This window comes from Nucisporomicrobium flavum, assembly GCF_016464385.1.
GTDB lineage: Bacteria > Actinomycetota > Actinomycetes > Mycobacteriales > Micromonosporaceae > Actinoplanes > Actinoplanes flavus_A.
The window spans coordinates 542,335-560,446 of record NZ_JADMLH010000002.1; the positions used below are offsets into that span (position 1 = coordinate 542,335).

15 protein-coding genes are annotated in these 18,112 nt (G+C 71.2%); 14 read left to right on the plus strand and 1 reads right to left on the minus strand.

The genetic code is table 11. The features are described from left to right. Positions 1-172: 172 nt before the first annotated feature. The 14 genes from IT780_RS06720 to IT780_RS06785 all read left to right on the plus strand — a co-directional run bounded on the left by IT780_RS06720 (position 173) and on the right by IT780_RS06785 (position 17,878). The gene (locus IT780_RS06720; protein ID WP_199510511.1) at positions 173-1,153 is read left to right on the plus strand and encodes a ribose-phosphate diphosphokinase; all 981 of its coding nucleotides are present in this window, start codon (positions 173-175) and stop codon (positions 1,151-1,153) included. Positions 1,154-1,972: 819 nt separating this feature from the next. Then, positions 1,973-2,608, plus strand: a complete 636-nt coding sequence (locus IT780_RS06725; protein WP_199510512.1) for a 50S ribosomal protein L25/general stress protein Ctc — start codon at positions 1,973-1,975, stop codon at positions 2,606-2,608. Between the two features lie 76 nt (positions 2,609-2,684). After that, positions 2,685-3,272, plus strand: coding sequence for an aminoacyl-tRNA hydrolase (gene pth / locus IT780_RS06730; RefSeq protein WP_199510513.1), 588 nt, complete (start codon positions 2,685-2,687; stop codon positions 3,270-3,272). A 913-nt stretch (positions 3,273-4,185) separates the two neighbouring features. Further along, entirely contained in the window at positions 4,186-5,679 is a 1,494-nt protein-coding gene (locus IT780_RS06735; RefSeq protein WP_372443633.1) for a sugar transferase, read from the plus strand. 15 nt (positions 5,680-5,694) lie between these two features. Then, positions 5,695-6,585 carry a 3'(2'),5'-bisphosphate nucleotidase CysQ gene (locus IT780_RS06740; protein WP_199510515.1) on the plus strand — a complete coding sequence of 297 codons (891 nt, stop codon included), beginning with the start codon at positions 5,695-5,697 and terminating at the stop codon, positions 6,583-6,585. A gap of 71 nt (positions 6,586-6,656) precedes the next feature. Continuing rightward, the gene (gene cysD, locus IT780_RS06745; protein WP_199510516.1) at positions 6,657-7,568 is read left to right on the plus strand and encodes a sulfate adenylyltransferase subunit CysD; all 912 of its coding nucleotides are present in this window, start codon (positions 6,657-6,659) and stop codon (positions 7,566-7,568) included. Continuing rightward, positions 7,568-8,866 (plus strand): sulfate adenylyltransferase subunit CysN, encoded by a 1,299-nt coding sequence (cysN, locus tag IT780_RS06750; RefSeq protein ID WP_199510517.1) that lies wholly within the window; start codon positions 7,568-7,570, stop codon positions 8,864-8,866. The genes cysD and cysN overlap by 1 nt, the downstream gene beginning before the upstream one ends. 482 nt (positions 8,867-9,348) lie before the next feature. Continuing rightward, positions 9,349-10,386, plus strand: coding sequence for a LacI family DNA-binding transcriptional regulator (locus tag IT780_RS06755; RefSeq protein ID WP_199510518.1), 1,038 nt, complete (start codon positions 9,349-9,351; stop codon positions 10,384-10,386). A 185-nt stretch (positions 10,387-10,571) separates the two neighbouring features. After that, positions 10,572-12,083, plus strand: coding sequence for an arabinosylfuranosidase ArfA (gene arfA, locus IT780_RS06760; protein WP_199510519.1), 1,512 nt, complete (start codon positions 10,572-10,574; stop codon positions 12,081-12,083). Continuing rightward, positions 12,080-13,411, plus strand: coding sequence for an ABC transporter substrate-binding protein (locus tag IT780_RS06765; protein WP_199510520.1), 1,332 nt, complete (start codon positions 12,080-12,082; stop codon positions 13,409-13,411). Before arfA ends, IT780_RS06765 begins: the two co-directional genes overlap by 4 nt. 6 nt (positions 13,412-13,417) lie before the next feature. Further along, positions 13,418-14,356: a carbohydrate ABC transporter permease gene (locus tag IT780_RS06770; RefSeq protein WP_199510521.1), complete on the plus strand. Its 939-nt coding sequence runs from the start codon at positions 13,418-13,420 to the stop codon at positions 14,354-14,356. A 4-nt stretch (positions 14,357-14,360) separates the two neighbouring features. Beyond that, entirely contained in the window at positions 14,361-15,188 is an 828-nt protein-coding gene (locus tag IT780_RS06775; RefSeq protein WP_199510522.1) for a carbohydrate ABC transporter permease, read from the plus strand. 3 nt (positions 15,189-15,191) lie between these two features. After that, complete coding sequence (locus IT780_RS06780; RefSeq protein WP_199510523.1) at positions 15,192-16,883, plus strand: glycoside hydrolase family 43 protein; 1,692 nt, start codon at positions 15,192-15,194, stop codon at positions 16,881-16,883. Beyond that, a complete protein-coding gene (locus IT780_RS06785; protein WP_199510524.1) occupies positions 16,877-17,878 on the plus strand; it encodes a glycoside hydrolase family 43 protein in 1,002 nt (333 codons plus the stop codon). The genes IT780_RS06780 and IT780_RS06785 overlap by 7 nt, the downstream gene beginning before the upstream one ends. On the opposite strand, the gene IT780_RS06790 is transcribed toward IT780_RS06785, so the two are convergent. After that, entirely contained in the window at positions 17,875-18,072 is a 198-nt protein-coding gene (locus IT780_RS06790; protein ID WP_199510525.1) for a hypothetical protein, read from the minus strand. The genes IT780_RS06785 and IT780_RS06790 overlap by 4 nt on opposite strands. Positions 18,073-18,112 lie beyond the last annotated feature (40 nt).

Sequence of the window (18,112 nt, forward strand, 5' to 3'; positions counted from 1 at the left end):
CTGTCGCGTTGCGCTTCCGTGCCGTGCGGGCCTCGGACAGCTGACAGGTGGTCGGCGGCGGCGCAAGCTGGGGTGAGCCATCCCACGACCCGGATCCGGCACGTGGTGTCCGGCCCCGGGCAGGTAATACTTCAGGTGACAACCCCTCGATCGCACGGGAGCGGACGGGCCCATGGGCAGCATCGTCGCCGAGAACCGTAAGAGTCTGATGCTTTTCTCCGGGCGCGGTTTCCCGGAGCTGGCGGAGGAGATCGGCCAGGTGCTCGGCGTCGCCCCGACGCCGTCGGACTCCTACGAGTTCGCCAACGGCGAGATCTTCGTCCGGTTCAAGGATTCCGTACGCGGGTCCGACGCGTTCGTCGTGCAGTCGGTCACCGAGGGCGTCAACCGGTGGGTCATGGAGACGCTGATCATGGTCGACGCGTTGAAGCGCGGGTCGGCGAAGCGGATCACCGTGGTGCTGCCGTTCTACCCGTACTCGCGGCAGGACAAGAAGCACCGCGGCCGCGAGCCGATCTCGGCGCGCCTGGTCGCCGACCTGCTGAAGACCGCGGGCGCCAACCGGATCCTCACCGTCGACCTGCACACCGCGCAGATCCAGGGCTTCTTCGACGGGCCGGTGGACCACCTCTTCGCGATGGACATCCTGGCCGAGCACGTCGAGCGCAAGTTCGAGGGCCGCCCGATGACGGTCGTGGCCCCCGACTCGGGCCGCGTACGGGTGGCCGAGCGCTGGACGGACCGGCTGGGCGGCTGCCCGCTGGCGTTCATCCACAAGACCCGCGACCCGATGAAGCCCAACCAGGTCGTCGCCAACCGCGTCGTCGGCGAGGTCGAGGGCCGGGTCTGCCTGCTGGTCGACGACATGATCGACACGGGCGGCACGATCACCAAGGCCGCCGACATCCTCTTCGACTCCGGCGCCGCCGACGTGGTCGTGGCCTCGACGCACGCGCTGCTGTCCGACCCGGCGACGGAGAAGCTGAAGAACAGCCGCATCTCCGAACTGGTGGTGACGAACACCCTGCCGCTGCCGCCGGAGAAGCGCCTGGACAAGATCACCGTGCTCTCGATCGCGCCGCTGCTGGCCCGCGCGATCCGCGAGGTCTTCGACGACGGCTCGGTGACCACCCTGTTCGGCGGCCTCAGCTGACCCGCGGCGGCGACTAGCCGGGCGGCCGACCGACTCGCGGCGGTGACTAGCCGGGCGGCTGGGCGGCCGACCGACTCGCGGCGGTGACTAGCCGGGCGGCTGGGCGGCCGACCGACTCGCGGCGGCGACTAGCCGGCGGGCTGGGCGGCCGACGGACCCGCGGCACCGCGGCGGCTCACCGCCGTTCCACCCGGCCGCCGGGCGAGCCGGCGGCCGGTCCGGCAAGCGGCCGCCACTTAGCCAGGGGCGCGGCCAGCTGCTCGGCCTGCCTGCCACTCAGTCAGGGCGCGGCCAGCTGCTCGGCCTGCCGCTCGGCCAGGGCGAGGCCAGCTGCTCGGCCCGCCGCTCGGCCAGGGCGAGGCCAGCTGCTCGGCCTGCCACTCGGCTGGCCGCGGCTCGCGGTTCCGTTTGGCCCGCCACCCAGCCCGGCCCGCTGCTCCCCGCGGCCCGCGGCTCGGCCACCCCGCCCTGCCCGGTCGACGCGCTGTAACCATTTAGCGGCTTTCCGCTGTGGTTTGCGGGGCGCAAGGTGCATCCGACGGGTGAAGTTTTCGCAGGGAGGGGCAGCAGCCGGGACCCGCCGGTTTGAGCGTGGCGCGAGCAGGTAAGCTGGTGCGGTTGCCACGGCGAGGGTGCCCCGCGGTCTGCTGCAGGTGTTGCGCAGTCCGCTCGAGGCACCGTGATCGACGCGGTGCTCCGGGCCTGTGCCCAGTGCGCCCCTTGCCGAGCACTGAGCACCACCATTCGGTTCCCGCCGATGATCCGCCCGCAGCCCGCCGACTTAGACGCAGCCCGATTCAGAGTTTCAGGAGTTTCCCCGTGTCCGAGGTAAAGATCAGCGCCGAGCCCCGTACCGAGTTCGGCAAGGGTGGTGCCCGTCGCACGCGCCGGGCCGGCCTGGTGCCTGCCGTGCTGTACGGCCACGGTGAGAAGCCGCAGCACATCGCGCTGCCGGCCCGCGAGTTCGCCGCCGCCATCCGGCACGGTGGCCTCAACCAGGTTTTCACGATCGACATCGCCGGCGGGTCGGGTGCCACGCTGGCCCTGCCGAAGGCGATCCAGCGCGACCCGATCAAGGACACGTACGAGCACGTGGACCTGATCATCGTGAAGCGCGGCGAGAAGGTCCAGGTCGACGTCCCCGTGACGCTGGTCGGCGACGCCGCGAAGAACACGCTCGTGGTGAGCGAGAGCACGACCCTGTCGGTGACGGCCGAGGCGCTGCACGTGCCGGCCGCCCTGGAGGTTTCGATCGAGGGCCTCGAGGCCGGCGCGCAGGTCACCGCCGCCGACGTGACCCTGCCGGCGGGCACTGAGCTGGCCGTGGAGCCGGATTACCTCATCGCGATGGTCTCGCAGGCGCAGACCGCCGCGCAGATGGAGGGCGACTCCGGCGAGAGCACCGAGGCCGCCGCCGGCGAGAGCGCCGAGGCGACCGAGGAAGCCGCCGGCTGACGCAGCCGGAGCAAGCACCCGACAGGGAAAGTGCCGCCCGGCACTTTCCCTGTTTTGTCGTGTGGAGGGAAATGCAATGACCGAGGACGCGCCGTGGCTGGTGGTCGGCCTGGGCAACCCGGGCCGGGAGTACGCGGGGAACCGGCACAACGTGGGTTTCATGGTGGCCGAGCTGCTCGCGTCCCGGATCGGCGCGAAGGTGGGGCGGCACAAGCGTGCGGTGGCCGAGGTGGGGGAGGGCCGGCTCGGGTTCGGCGGTCCGAAGCTGATCCTGGTGAAGCCGCTGACGTACATGAACCTGTCGGGCGCCCCGGTGTCGGCGCTGGCGCAGTTCTTCAAGGTGCCGGTGGAGAACGTGGTGGCCGTGCACGACGAGCTGGACGTCCCGTACGGGCAGGTGCGGGTGAAGCGCGGCGGCGGTGAGGGCGGTCACAACGGACTGCGCTCGATGTCGAAGTCGCTGGGCACCAAGGAGTACGCGCGGGTCCGGTTCGGTATCGGGCGGCCGCCGGGGCGGCAGGATCCGGCGGATTTCGTGCTGTCCGATTTTTCCGCCGTGGAGCGCAAGGAGCTGGACTTCCTCGTCGACCGGGCCGCCGATGTGGTGGAAGCGGTCGTGCTGGAGGGCGTCGAGTGGGCGCAGAACAAGTACCACGGAAATTAGGCGAATACCACGCGAACCAAGGCGCTGTCCGGCGAACGCATAGATCGTTTGGACCGTTTTGTCCGTCTATCGGTCCCGTGACGCCGCCACCCTTTGGTCCGTTGTCCACGTAGCGCGCCGAAACGCGACGCGCTCTCGGAGCACGCCGGACGACGCGCCCCGGGAGCACGCCGAAACGCGACGCGCTCACGGAGCACGCCTGATCGGCCGCGCTCCCAGAGCACGCCAGATCGGCCGCGCTCCCAGAGCACGCCGAAAGGCGACGCACGCCGTAAAGCGCGCTCCGGGAGCACGCCGTAAAGCGCGCTCTGCGAGCACGCCGAGAAGCGCGCTCTGCGAGCACGCCGAGAAGCGCGCTCCAGGGCACGCCGAACCGGGACGCGCTCTGGGGCACGCCGAACCGGGACGCGCTCTCAGGGCGCGCCGGAACCGCGACGCGCTCTCAGAGCACGCCGGAATGGGCGCGCTCGCGGAGCGCGCAGCATCGGCGCGCACGTGACACGGGAGCGCGCCGCCGCGGCGCGCGGGAATCGACGGCGTGGGGGAGGTTCGGGTGACACAGGACCTGTCCAGGAGCCATGAGGCGACGCTGGACGAACCGACGGTGACCCTGCCGACCATTCAGCGGGGCAGCGGTGCGGAGGCGCGGACGGATGCCGTCCGCAGCGATCCGCCGGAGAATCACGGCCCGGCGAATCATCCGCCGGGCAACCATGGCCCACGTCCGCATCGTCCGTCGCCGTACCGGGAGCGCGGGCGTAACAGCAAGATCCCGTCGCCGGCGCGGCCCGCCGGGGACGAGGATGCCGGCGACCTCGGTGCGCCGCCGCCTGCCGGGGACGGCCGGGACAATGCGCCGCCGCTGGCCGGCGATGGTGGGCAGGTCGCGAGCGGGCGGGCCCGCAATCAGGCGATGGACCGGCTCTGGTCGGCCCGGCCGAACCGGTCGGCTGCCACGCGCCCCGCGACGCGGCCCTTCGTCCGGGTGCCCGGTCGGCACGCGGCGATGTCGCGGCGGCAGCGCTGGGAGCGACGGTACGTCCGCATGCTCGTCGTCGGCGATCTGACGGCCGGGGTGGCCGCGGGCGCGGTGACGTTCGGGCTGCGCTTCGGCGACGAGGTGACCACGTACAACCGGTGGTATCTGCTGTTGTCGGCGCTGCTGCCGGTGGCGTTGCTCGCCGTGCTGGTGGTCAGCCGGGCGTACGAGCGCCGGTTCCTGTTCGTGGGCACCGACGAGTATCAGCGGGTGCTGCGCGGCGGGGTCGGGTTGATCGCGAGCGCGGCCGTCGTCTCGTACGCGCTGGAACTTGATCTTGCCCGTTCCTACGTGCTGGCGGCGCTGCCGACGGCGATCGGCACCGCCGTGGTGTTGCGGTTCGCGATGCGTAAGCGGCTGCACATCGAGCGGGCGCGGGGGGAGAGCCTGCGCCGGGTGCTGGTGGTGGGGCACGAGCTGTCCGTCATCGGGATCACCCGCCAGCTGCGCCGGGAGCGGTACCACGGCCTCGAGGTGGTCGGTGCGTGCCTGCCGCCGGACCACGACGGCGTGGTGGACTTGCCCGTGTACGGCACCTTTGACGACGTGGCCAACGCCGTGGACGCCGCCGATGCGGACACCGTCGTGGTGCTGAGCTGCCCTGAGCTGGACGGTGTCGCGCTCCGGCGGCTGGCGTGGCGGTTGGAACGCGACGAGGTCGACCTGATCGTGGCGAGCGCGCTGATCGACGTCGCGGGGGCGCGGACCACGATCCGGCCCTTCGACGGCCTGCCGATGCTGCACGTCGAGCATCCGCGGCTGCACGGCGGCGCGCGCGTCGTGAAAGATCTCTTCGACCGGCTCGGCGCCCTGATCCTGCTGGTCGTGTTCGGTCCGGTGCTGTTAACCGTCGCACTCTGCGTCCGATTGACCTCGCGCGGGCCGGTACTCTTTCGGCAGGTACGGGTCGGGCGTGACGGGTCCGAGTTCCGCATCTTCAAGTTCCGCAGCATGTACGTCGACGCCGAGGCCCGGCTCGCCGAGCTCAAGCACCTCAACGAGCACGACGGTGTGCTCTTCAAAATCCGCGACGACCCGCGCGTCACCCCGGTCGGCCGGTGGCTGCGGCGGCTCTCGCTGGACGAGCTCCCGCAGCTGCTCAACGTCGTGCTGGGGCAGATGTCGCTGGTCGGCCCGCGACCGCCGCTGCCGTCGGAGGTCGCCGCCTACGCCGACGACGTGCGGCGCCGGCTGGCGGTCAAACCAGGCATGACCGGCCTCTGGCAGGTTTCCGGACGCTCGGACCTGCCGTGGGAGGAAGCGGTCAGGCTGGACCTGCGCTATGTGGAGAACTGGTCGCTGAGCTTGGATCTGGTGATCCTTTTGCGGACCATGACCGCGGTGCTCCGGTCCTCGGGCGCGTACTGAATCCAAGGGAGAACGATGAGCGAGCAGACAGGGACGTCGGCGCGCATAGCGGGACAGCGTGAGCCCGAGGCCGGCGGCACGCCGCCGGTCAACGACTCCGCCTTCGCGCGCTGGCTGGCCGACCGCGCCGGCCAGGTGCTGCTCCAGGTCCGCGAGGACATGGGGTACGCCGACGGCAAGGCGCTCAAGGCCGCCGGGGACAAGGCCGCGCACGACCTGTTGCGTACCGAGCTCGCCCGCTGGCGCCCTGCCGACGCGGTGCTGTCGGAGGAGGACGACCAGTCCCGGGTGGCGTGGCAGGACGGCGAGCCGTCGTCGATCCGCCCCGACCGCCTGAGCGCCTCGCGGGTCTGGATCGTCGACCCGCTCGACGGCACGCGGGAGTTCTCCGAGGAGGGGCGCACCGACTGGGCCGTGCACGTGGCGCTGTGGACGGCCGACTGTTCCAGCCCCAGCTGCCTCGCCGCCGGGGCCGTCGCGATGCCGGCCCGGCACCGGACGCTCGCGACCGACAAGGCTCCGGCGTACCCGCCGCTTCCCCTGGAGGCCGCCACCGGTGGCCAGATCCGGATCGCGGCGAGCCGGACCCGGCCGCCGGCCTTCGTGACCGCGCTCGCCGAGGACCTGGGCGCCGAGCTGGTGCCGATGGGCTCGGCCGGCGTGAAGATCGCCGCGGTCATCAACGGGGAGGCCGACGCGTACGTGCACGCCGGCGGCCAGTACGAGTGGGACAGCGCCGCCCCGGTCGCTGTGGCGTCGGCCACTGGACTGCACGCTTCCCGAATCGATGGAAGTGAGTTGGAATACAACCGGGCCGATCCCAAACTGCCGGATCTCGTGGTCTGCCGCAAGGATCTCGCTCCTCGGTTGCTTGCAGCGTTGCAGCGTCACCTCCCGCTACCCTGACCCTCTGCACCTGCTCCCGCTACGGACGTCGACCGCGGGCGAGAGCCAACACCGAAAGGTCTGCCGATCCTGTGAGCCAGGCGAAGCCCTATCGCGTATCGCATCTCGACGCGCTCGAGGCCGAGAGCATCTTCGTGATGCGTGAGGTCATGGCCGAATTCGAACGCCCCGTGCTGCTGTTCTCCGGCGGCAAGGACTCCATCGTGATGCTGCGGCTGGCCGAGAAGGCGTTCGCGCCGGCCCGCGTCCCGTTCCCGGTCATGCACGTCGACACCGGCCACAACTTCCCCGAGGTCCTGGACTATCGCGACGCCCGCGTCGGCGAGCTCGGCCTCAACCTCGTGGTCGCCAGCGTGCAGGAGGCCATCGACTCGGGCCTGGTGCGGGAGCTGCCCGACGGCACGCGCAACCGCATCCAGACCCCGGTGCTGCTCGCGGCGGTGGAGAAGTACCGCTTCGACGCCCTCTTCGGCGGTGCCCGCCGCGACGAGGAGAAGGCCCGCGCCAAGGAGCGGATGTTCAGCTTCCGCGACGAGTTCGGCCAGTGGGACCCGAAGAACCAGCGCCCCGAGCTGTGGTCGCTCTACAACGGCCGGCACCACCCGGGCGAGTCCATCCGCGTCTTCCCGCTCTCCAACTGGACCGAGCTGGACGTGTGGCACTACATCGCCAAGGAAGAGATCGCCCTGCCGAGCATCTACTACGCGCACGACCGCGAGGTCGTCGAGCGCGACGGGATGTTCTACGCGGTCAACGAGTTCATCGTGCCCCGCGACGGCGAGACGGTGCAGACCCGCCGCGTGCGCTACCGCACGGTCGGTGACGCGTCGCAGACCGCCGCGGTGCTCTCCGACGCCGACACCGTCGAGAAGGTCATCGACGAGGTGGCCGCCACCCGCATCACCGAGCGCGGCGCCACCCGCGGCGACGACAAGGTCAGCGAGGCGGCGATGGAAGACCGCAAGCGAGAGGGTTACTTCTGATGAGTCAGGCAGTGCTGGAGACCGAGGCAGCAGCTGCCCGGAACATGGACCTGCTGCGGTTCGCCACCGCCGGCAGCGTCGACGACGGCAAGTCCACCCTGATCGGGCGCCTGCTGTACGACACCAAAACGATCTTCGCGGACCAGCTCGAGGCGGTCGAGGCGGCGAGCGCGTCGCGCGGTGACGAGTACACCAACCTCGCGCTGCTCACCGACGGCCTGCGCGCCGAGCGGGAGCAGGGCATCACGATCGACGTGGCGTACCGCTACTTCGCGACGCCGCGGCGCAAGTTCATCATCGCCGACACCCCCGGGCACATCCAGTACACGCGCAACATGGTCACCGGCGCCTCCACCGCCGACCTCGCGCTGATCCTGGTCGACGCCCGCAAGGGCCTGGTGGAGCAGTCCCGCCGGCACGCGTTCCTGACGTCGCTGCTGCGGGTGCCGCACCTGGTGCTGTGCGTCAACAAGATGGACCTCGTCGGCTGGGACAAGGACGTCTACGACCGCATCGCCGACGAGTTCACCTCGTTCGCCGCGAAGCTCGACATCACCGACCTGACGATCATCCCGATCTCCGCGCTGGAGGGCGACAACATCGCCTCCCGCTCCGAGAAGAGCCCCTGGTACGAGGGCCCGTCGCTGCTGCACCACCTCGAGCACGTGCACATCGCCTCGGACCGCAACCTGGTCGACGTCCGGTTCCCGGTGCAGTACGTGATCCGTCCCCAGTCGACCACGGTGACCGACTACCGCGGGTACGCCGGTCAGGTCGCCTCGGGCGTGCTCAAGCCCGGCGACGACGTGATGGTGCTGCCCTCGGGCATGACCAGCAAGATCGCTGCCATCGACACCGCGGACGGCCCGGTCGACGAGGCGTTCCCGCCGATGTCGGTGACGGTCCGGCTGACCGACGAGATCGACATCTCGCGCGGTGACCTGATCTGCCGCCCGCACAACGCCCCGGCGGTCGCCCAGGACATCGAGGCGATGATCTGCTGGATGGACGAGACGGCCCCGCTGCGCGTCGGCGGCAAGTACACGATCAAGCACACCACGCGCACGGCCCGCACGGTGGTCCGCGGACTGCAGTACAAGCTCGACGTGAACACCCTGCACCGCGACGAGGACGCCGGGCAGCTCGGGCTGAACGAGATCGGCCGCGTCAAGCTGCGCACGACGGTGCCGCTGCTCGCCGACGAGTACCGCCGCAACCGCACCACGGGCGGCTTCATCCTCATCGACGAATCGACCAACCGTACGGTCGGCGCCGGCATGATCATCGAGGCCGGCTGACCGCTCAGCCGCAGACAGGGCTCGCCCGGTAGGCCGGGCGGGCCCTGCGCGTTTTGAGGTCGCCCTGCGAGACGGCGGCGGGCGGGCCCTGCGTGCGGGGCCGTTCTGTGGGACGGCCCCGGCCGGGTGGCGCGCCGGTGACCATGGGCGGGCTACGGTAAGCCCGACGGACCCGCGCGGGCGGGCTACGGTAAGCCCGACGGACCCGCGCGGGCGGGCTACGGTAAGCCCGACGGACCCGCGCGGGCGGGCTACGGTAAGCCCGACGGACCCGCGCGGGCGGGCTACGGTAAGCCCGACGGACCCGCGCGGGCGGGCTACGGTAAGCCCGACGGACCCGCGCGGGCGGGCTACGGTAAGCCCGACGGACCCGCGCGGGCGGGCTACGGTAAGCCCGACGGACCCGCGCGGGCGGGCTACGGTAAGCCCGACGGACCCGCACGGGCGGGCGACGGTCGATCGTCGATGAGGGGGCGAGGCGGGTGCCGCCGGGCTTGAAGGACGTGGCCGCGCGCGCCGGTGTGTCCATCAAGACCGTGTCGAACGTGGTCAACGGGTACGTGCACGTGTCGCCCGGGACGCGGGCGCGGGTGCAGCAGGCCATCGACGCCCTCGGGTACATCCCCAACGTCGCCGCGCGCCAGTTGCGCAGCGGGCGGTCCGGGGTGATCGCGCTGGCCGTGCCCGAGCTGCAGTCGCCGTACTTCGCGGAGCTGGCCGGGCTGATCGTGCAGGCCGCCGAGCGGCGCTCCTGGACCGTGCTGATCGACCAGACCGACGGCCACGCCGACCGGGAACGCAACCTGGTCGCCGGGCTGCGCCGGCACGCCATCGACGGCCTGATCTTCAGCCCGCTCGCGCTGGCCGGTGAGGAGCTGTCCACCACCGGTGACACCCCGATGGTGCTGCTCGGGGAGCGCATCTGGCACGGGCCGGCCGACCACGTGGCGATCGACAGCACCGCCGCGGCCGCCGACGTCACCCGGCACCTGATCGGGCTGGGCCGCCACCGGATCGCGGCGATCGGGGCGCAGCGCCTGCCCTCCGCGGTCACCGCCCATCAGCGCCTCGCCGGCTACCGGGCGGCGCTCGCCGAGGCGGGCATCCCGGAGGATCCGCGGCTCGTGGCCGAGGTGGCGAGCTTCCACCGGGTCGACGGCGCCGCGGCGATGGCCGCCCTGCTGGACGGGCCGGAGCCGCCGGATGCGGTGTTCGGCTTCAACGACGTGCTGGCGCTGGGTGCGCTGCGGACGCTGCTGGAGCGCGGCCTGAGGGTGCCGGAGGACGTGGCGGTCGCGGGCTTCGACGACATCGAGGACGGGCGGTTCAGCACGCCGACGCTGACCACGATCGCGCCGGACACGGCGGAGCTCGCCCGGCTCGCGGTGGACCTGCTCGCGGAGCGGCTGGGTGAGACGAAGCCCGAGGGCGACGGCAGCGGCGATGGTTCCGGGACGCCTCCGCGGGAGCTGCGGGTGCCCTATGAGCTGAAGGCCCGCGAAAGCACGCTCGGCCGCTGAGCAACCGGGCGGCCGGGTAGCAGCGGTATTCGGAAAAACGGCAGGCGCAACCCGGACACCCGGGCAGAAACCCGCCCCACCTGGAGGTCCACCCGCGTAACGACGGCGTGTCGAGATCTTTACAACGATGGTTCCAACGTTGTAAACCTGTGAGACGGCACACACCGGTGCGACGGGAGTGATACGTGATCACCGCGAGACTGACGCTTGACCCGGCCTTCGCCTGCGGCGAGGTCGACCCGCGGCTCTTCGGCTCGTTCGTCGAGCACATGGGCCGCTGCGTCTACACCGGCATCTTCGAGCCGGGCCACCCCAGCGCCGACGCCGACGGGCTGCGGACCGACGTGCTGGACCTCGTCCGCGAGCTGGGCGTCAGCCTGGTGCGCTACCCCGGGGGGAACTTCGTCTCCAACTACCGCTGGGAGGACGGGGTAGGGCCGGTGGGCGACCGGCCGCGCCGGCTGGACCTGGCCTGGCGGTCGCTGGAGAGCAACGCGTTCGGGCTCAACGAGTTCATGCGCTGGGCCGGGCAGGCCGGGGTCGCGCCGATGATGGCGGTCAACCTGGGCACCCGCGGGGTGCCCGAGGCGGCCGAGCTGGTCGAGTACTGCAACCTGACCGACGGGACCGCCGCCGCCGACCTGCGCCGCAAGCACGGGGTCGGGCAGCCGCACGACATCCGGCTGTGGTGCCTGGGCAACGAGATGGACGGGCCCTGGCAGATCGGCAACCTCACCGCCCGCGAGTACGGCCGCCTCGCCGCCCGCGCCGGGCACGCCATGCGCCGCGTCGACCCGACCATCGAGCTGGTCGCCTGCGGCAGCTCCAACGCCGACATGCCGACCTTCGCGGCGTGGGAGGCCACGGTGCTGGAGGAGACGTACGACCAGGTCGACTATCTGAGCCTGCACCAGTACTACGACCCGGCGAAGCACGACGAGGCGAGCTTCCGGGCGTCCGCCGTGGACCTGGACGGGTTCGTCGACGACATCATCGCCACCGCCGACCACGTACGCGCCAAGCTGCGCCGCACCAAGCGCATCAACCTGGCGCTGGACGAGTGGAACGTCTGGTACCAGTCGCAGTTCACCGAGCCGGAGGACCGGGGCATCGAGGAGCTGCCGGCGCTGATCGAGGACGACTACACGGTCACCGACGCGATGGTCGTCGGCAACCTCCTGATCAGCATGCTGCGCCACGCCGACCGGCTGAAGATCGGGTGTCAGGCGCAGCTCGTCAACATCATCGCGCCGATCCGTACGACCGCCGGCGGCCCGGCCTGGCGGCAGACGATCTTCCACCCGTTCGCGCACACCGCCCGGCTGGCCCGGGGGACCGTGCTGCGGGCGGCCCTGACCGGCCCGACGATGGCCACCGGCCGGTTCGGCGACGTGCCCGCGGTCGACGCCGTCGCCACGCGCGACGAGGCGAGCGGCGAGCTGACGATCTTCGCCGTGAACCGGGGCACCGACGCCGTGCCGCTGGAGCTGGATCTGCGGGCGTTCCCCGGGTTGCGGGCGGGGGAGCACATCGCGCTCGCCGAACCCGACCCGTCCATCGTGAACACCGCTGCTGCGCCTGACCGCGTCTGTGCCCGTACCGAAGAAATGCCCGCCCTCGACGGCGGGCGAGCGACCGTCCTTCTCCCTCCCGTCTCCTGGCACGCGCTCCGCTTCACCTCCGAGGAGAAACCGTGAAACCACACCTGTCCCGCCGGGGCCTGCTCGGTCTCGGCGTCGGCGCCGGCGGCGCCGTCCTGCTCGGCGCCTGCGGCGACGACGGCCCCAACCCGGTCGTCGGCGGCGGCGGCCAGGCACAGCCCGCCGCGACGAACTACACCGGGCCGAACGTGGCCCTGACCTTCTGGAACGGCTTCACCGGCGGCGACGGCCCGGTGATGAAATCGCTGGTGGACCGCTTCAACAGCGAGAACCCCAACATCAAAGTCACGATGAACGTGTACGAGTGGGCCGACTACTACCAGAAGGTCCCCGCCGCGGTCTCCACGGGCAACGGCCCCGACCTGGGCATCATGCACGTCGAGCAGGTCGCCACGAACGCCGCGCGCGGTGTCGTCCTGCCGCTCGACGACGTGGCGGCGTCGCTGCAGCTGAAGGAGGACGACTTCTCCCCGCCGGTGTGGCGGGCCGGGGTCTACAACAACAAGCGGTACGCGATCCCGCTCGACGTGCACCCGCTGGGCATGTTCTACAACAAGGCGGTCCTGGAGAAGGCGGGTCTCGACCCGGACAACCCGCCGAAGACCAAGGACGACTACATGAAGGCCCTGGACGCGCTCAAGAGCAAGGGCGTGCAGGGGCACTGGGCGACGCCGTTCCCGTTCACCGGCACCATGCAGTTCGAGTCGCTGACCTGGCAGTTCGGCGGGCAGCTCTTCGACGAGCAGGCCACCAAGCCGCTGTTCGCCGAGGCGCCCGGCGTGCAGGCACTCACCTGGCTCACCGACCTGGTGAAGAACGGCTACAGCCCGAAGAACGTCGCCCAGGACGCCGACCTGATCGCGCTGCAGAACGGCAAGGCCGCGTTCAACTGGAACGGCATCTGGACGATCAACACGCTCAAGGGCGTGAAGGGCCTGACCTGGGGTGTCAGCGCGCTGCCGACGATCGGCACGCAGCCGGCGGCCTGGGCCGGATCGCACAACTTCGTGCAGTTCAAGCAGCGCACCCCGGATGCGAACAAGCTGCAGGCCGGCAAGGTCTTCATCAACTTCATCAGCAAGAACTCGATCGAGTGGGCCAAGGGCGGCCAGGTCCCCGCCCGCAAGGAGATCCGCGAGGGCGGCGAGTTCAAGGGCCTCGCGGAGCAGGCGGCGATCGGGTCGCAGATCGACAACCTGCACTTCCCGCCCTCGGTGCCGGGCATCCCGGACGCGATGGCCACCATCGACACCGCGATCAACGAGGCGATCCTGCTGCGCAAGGAGCCCGGCAAGGCGCTCGCCGACGCCGCCGCCAAGGCGAGCCAGATCCTGGAGCAGAACCGCAAGAAGTACGGCGGCTGATCCGCCATGGTGGACGTGCTGGCGGAGACCACCACCGGAACCTCGGCGCCCGTGGCGGCGGCGCCGAGGCGGGGGCCCGGCCTGACCCCGTACCTGTTCCTGGCCCCGTACGCGCTGCTGTTCGTCACGTTCACGCTGGCGCCGGCGGCGTACGGGCTGTGGATCAGCCTGCACGACTGGGACTACCTGCTGCCGGGCAAGCCGTTCGTGGGGCTGGACAACTACCAGGCGCTGTTCAGCAGCACCTCGCCGGTGTTCGACTTCTTCTGGCAGAGCATGCAGGCCACCGGCATCTTCACGGTGTTCAGCGTGCCGCTGCTGGTGGTCGTCCCGCTGGGCATCGCGCTGATCCTCAACCGCTCGTTCAAGGGCCGTACGGTCTTCCGCGCCGTGTACTTCGCGCCGTACGTGCTGGGCGTGGCGGTCATCGGCGTGCTGTGGCGCTTCCTGCTGGACCCGAACCTCGGCGCGGTGAACGCGCTGCTCGGTGCGATCGGGCTACCGGACTCGACGGCGTGGACGACCGGGCTGCCCTGGGCGTGGGTGTCGCTGGTCGGCGTCACGGTGTGGTGGACGCTCGGCTTCAACGCGGTCATCTACATCGCCGGACTGCAGGACATCCCGCGGGAACTGTACGACGCGGCCAAGGTGGACGGCGCCGGCCGCTGGGCTGAGTTCCGTCACGTGACCCTGCCCGGGCTGCGGCCGGTACTGCTGTTCGTCGTGATCAACACGATTCTGGCGTCGAGCAACATGTTCGGCCAGGCGTACCTGATCACCCAGGGCGCGCCGGGCGTGGAGACCCGTACGGCGATCATGTACATCGCCGAGGAGGGCCTGCGCAGCTACCGGATGGGCAGCGCGGCGGCGATGAGCTACCTGCTCACGCTGGCGCTGCTGCTGATCAGCATGGTGACGTTCCGTCTCTTCCGGACGAAGGACTGAGGGCATGGGCCGAGTCAGAGGTATCGCCTGGTACACCATGCTGAGCGGGCTGAGCCTGGTCTTCATCGCCCCGGTGGTGTGGATGCTCATCACCTCGTTCAAGACCCCGGACGAGGCCACCCGGGTGCCGCCGACGCTGCTGCCGCAGTCCCCGACGACCGGCGCGTACGACACGATCTTCAGCGGCGGGTCGCAGACGCCGGTGCTGCGCTGGTTCCTCAACAGCATGCTGGCGGCGACCGGTCAGGCGCTGCTCGTGCTCGCGGTGGCGTCGATGGCCGCGTACGCGCTGGCCCGCATGGAGTTCCGCGGCAAGCGGGCCATCTTCGCGCTGATCATCGCGACGATGTTCGTGCCGTCGTTCGTGCTGATCATCCCGAACTTCCTGATGGTGGACCGGCTGGGCTGGCTGGACAGCCTGTGGGCGCTGATCGTCCCGGGGGCGGCCAGCGCGTTCGGGGTGTTCTTCCTGCGCCAGTTCTTCCAGTCGCTGCCGCGCGAGCTCGAGGAAGCGGCCGTGCTGGAGGGCGCCAACTCCTGGCAGATCTTCACCAAGGTGATCCTGCCGCTGTCGAAACCCGCCCTGGCCACGCTCGCGGTGATCGCGTTCCTGACCAACTGGAACGACTTCATCTGGCCGGTCTACGTGCTGTTCAGCCCCGGCAACTTCACGCTGCCGCCGGGGCTGGCCATCCTGCAGGGCGCGTACACGATCAACTACCCGGTGATCATGGCCGGCGCCGCGATCGCCAGCATCCCGGTGCTGATCCTGTTCGTGATCGCGCAGCGCTACATCATCGAGGGCGTCTCCCGGTCCGGACTGAAAGGCTGACCTATGCGACGGCTCACCGCCGCGCTCGTCGCGGCTTTCGTCTCGCTCACCCCCGCCGCCGCGCAGGCCGGCTCCCGGGTGGGGCACAACCCGGTGTCCGCGAGCTTCGCGGACACGTTCGCCGACCCGATGGTCGTCCGCGGCGACGACGGTTTCTGGTACGCGTACGGCACCACGGACCCGCTGCGCGAGGGCGAGAAGGTCGCGCACCGGATCCCCACCGCGCGCTCGAAAGACCTCAAGCACTGGACGTACGTGGGTGACGCGTTCACGGCCGGCCAGCGCCCCGCGTTCGCCGCGGAGAACACCGCGTTCTGGGCGCCCGACGTCCGCAAGGCCGGCAACCACTGGGTCATGTACGTGACCGTCACGGAAACCACCGTCGCGCCGGGCGCCTCGGCGATCGGTGCGGCCACCGCGCCGACGCCGACCGGGCCGTGGACCTTCGTGGACACGCCGGTCGTCGCGCCGCGGCCCTCCGGCGACGGCGGCTGGTGGTGGACGTTCGACCCGGCGCAGCTCGTCACCCCGGACGGCCGCAAGTTCCTGTACTACGGCAGCTACTTCGGCGGCATCTGGGTGAGCCGGCTGACCGCGGACGGGCTGCGGACCGTCGGCACGCCCACCCGGGTGGCGATCGACAACAAGTTCGAGGGCGCGTACGTGGTCCGGCGCAACGGCTGGTACTACCTGTTCGCCTCGTCGGCCAACTGCTGTGCCGGGCCCACCACGGGCTACTCGGTGTCGGCGGGGCGCTCCCGGGACCCGCGCGGCCCGTTCGTGGACAAGCTCGGCCAGTCGCTGAACGTGTCCCGGGCCGGCGGCACCCCGGTCGTCGCACCGAACGGCAACCGTTGGGTGGGCACCGGGCACAACGGGCTGGTCACCGACGCGCGGGGGCAGGACTGGCTGGTCTACCACGCGATCGACCGTGGCGACCCGTACCTGGACGAGCCGTTCGGGATCAACGAGCGGCCCATGCTCGTCGACCGGCTCGACTGGATCGGCGGCTGGCCGACCGTCCGGGCCGGGGCGTGGGCCTCCGACGGGCGGGACTCCGGTTCGGCCCGCGAGCCGCGCCCGGGCCGGCCGCTGCCCGCCTACTCCGACGAGTTCCGCACGGCGGCGCCCGGCTGGACCTGGGTGCGGCCGGACCCCGCGGTGACGATCTCCGCAGGGCAGCTGCGCTGGCCGGTGCAGGACGCCGACCTGACCGGCACGTCGAACAACGCCGGGGTGCTGCTGCGTACCCCGCCGCCGGGGAGCTGGATCGCCGAGACGAAGCTGACGCTTCCGCTGGGCGAGGACACCGTGCGCAACTACCAGCAGGCGGGCCTGATCGCGTACGCCGGGGACGACCAGTTCGCCCGGCTCTCGGCAGTCGCCATCTGGAACACCCGGCAGGTCGAGTTCGGCCACGAGATCCCGTACGCGGGCAGCACCTCGTACGGCGGGACCATCGCGGGGACCCCCGGGCTGACCACCACCTGGCTGCGCCTGGCCCACCACGTCGACCCGCGCAACGGCGAGCACGAGTACCGCGCCGGGGTCAGCCGGGACGGGCGTACCTGGACGTGGGGCGGGGTGTGGACGCTGCCCGCGGACACCACCCCGCGCATCGGGCTCGTGGCCCACGGCGGCGCGACTCCCGCGGTCACCGCGTCGTTCGACTACCTTCGGTTCAGCCGGTGGTGAGAACCCGCGTCGCCCTGATGTCGCTGCTGCTCCTGGCCGGGTGCAGCAGCGGCAGCTCCGCCGCACCCGAGGAGGCGCCGGTCGTGAAGACCTTCACCAACCCCGTGTTCCTGGAGAACTTCCCCGACCCGGGCGCGATCCTGGTCGACGGCACCTGGTACGCGTACGGCACCAACGACGCCACCCGGAACGTACCGATCCTGACCTCGCCGGACCTGGTCACGTGGACCCCGGCCGGCGACGCGCTGCCCGCGGTCGGCACGTGGGCGGAGCGCGGCAACACCTGGGCGCCGGAGGTCATCGCCGGGGACGGCGGCTACCTGCTCTACTACACCGCCCGGTCCACGGCGGCCGGGCGTCAGTGCATCGGGGTCGCGTTCTCGAAGACCCCGCAGGGCCCGTTCGTCGACGACAGCGCCGAGCCGCTGATCTGCCAGGCCGACGAGGGCGGCTCGATCGACGCCAGCCCGTACCGGGACCCCGGCGGGGACCTGTACCTCTACTGGAAGAACGACGGCAACGCGATCGGGCAGCCCACGTACCTCTACGGCAGCCGGCTGAGCGACGACGGGCGCAAGCTGACCGGGAAGACCGTGCGGCTGCTCGTCAACGACGCGGCCTGGGAGGACCACGTCATCGAGGCGCCGCAGATGGTCGCCCACGACGGCAAGCTGTACCTGTTCTACTCGGCGAACGCCTTCGACCGGGACGTGTACGCGATGGGCTACGCCGAGTGCGACGGCCCGCTGGGCCCGTGCCGCAAGGCCGCCGAGAACCCGATCCTCACGTCGTCGCCCGCGGCGGCCGGACCGGGCCACAGTTTCCTGGTCACCACGCCGGCCGGCGAGACCTGGCTGCTCTACCACGCCTGGCCGCCCGAGGCGATCGGCAGCGTCGCGCCCGGCCGGCAGCTGTGGCTCGACCGGGTGGACTGGACCGCCGGTCGGCCCGCGGTGCACGGGCCGACCGCGGAGCCGCAGCCCCTGCCGCGTTAGCGGTCGTCGTCGCCGCCGGTGGTGGCGTCCTCGATCGCGTGGCTGACCGCGCCGGTGAGGTCGCCCGCGGGCACCGCGATGGCCTCGCCGTCGACGTCGTCGGTCCGCTCGGACCGGGGCTCGGGCTCGGGCGCGGTGGCGCCGCCGGAGAAGCCGTACTCGTTCGGCCGGTGCTCTTCCGATGCGTCTGTCATGCCCCTGCGCTTACCCGGCGGAACGGGCGGATATGCGCGC

Excerpts from the sequence above, each read along its gene's own strand:
- IT780_RS06780 (WP_199510523.1), top strand. The coding sequence starts at position 15,192 with ATGCGACGGCTCACCGCCGCGCTCGTCGCGGCTTTCGTCTCGCTCACC.
- IT780_RS06720 (WP_199510511.1), top strand. The coding sequence starts at position 173 with ATGGGCAGCATCGTCGCCGAGAACCGTAAGAGTCTGATGCTTTTCTCC.
- IT780_RS06790 (WP_199510525.1), bottom strand. The coding sequence starts at position 18,072 with ATGACAGACGCATCGGAAGAGCACCGGCCGAACGAGTACGGCTTCTCC.
- IT780_RS06775 (WP_199510522.1), top strand. The coding sequence starts at position 14,361 with ATGGGCCGAGTCAGAGGTATCGCCTGGTACACCATGCTGAGCGGGCTG.
- IT780_RS06735 (WP_372443633.1), top strand. The coding sequence starts at position 4,186 with ATGGACCGGCTCTGGTCGGCCCGGCCGAACCGGTCGGCTGCCACGCGC.
- IT780_RS06740 (WP_199510515.1), top strand. The coding sequence starts at position 5,695 with ATGAGCGAGCAGACAGGGACGTCGGCGCGCATAGCGGGACAGCGTGAG.
- cysN (WP_199510517.1), top strand. The coding sequence starts at position 7,568 with ATGAGTCAGGCAGTGCTGGAGACCGAGGCAGCAGCTGCCCGGAACATG.
- pth (WP_199510513.1), top strand. The coding sequence starts at position 2,685 with ATGACCGAGGACGCGCCGTGGCTGGTGGTCGGCCTGGGCAACCCGGGC.
- IT780_RS06770 (WP_199510521.1), top strand. The coding sequence starts at position 13,418 with ATGGTGGACGTGCTGGCGGAGACCACCACCGGAACCTCGGCGCCCGTG.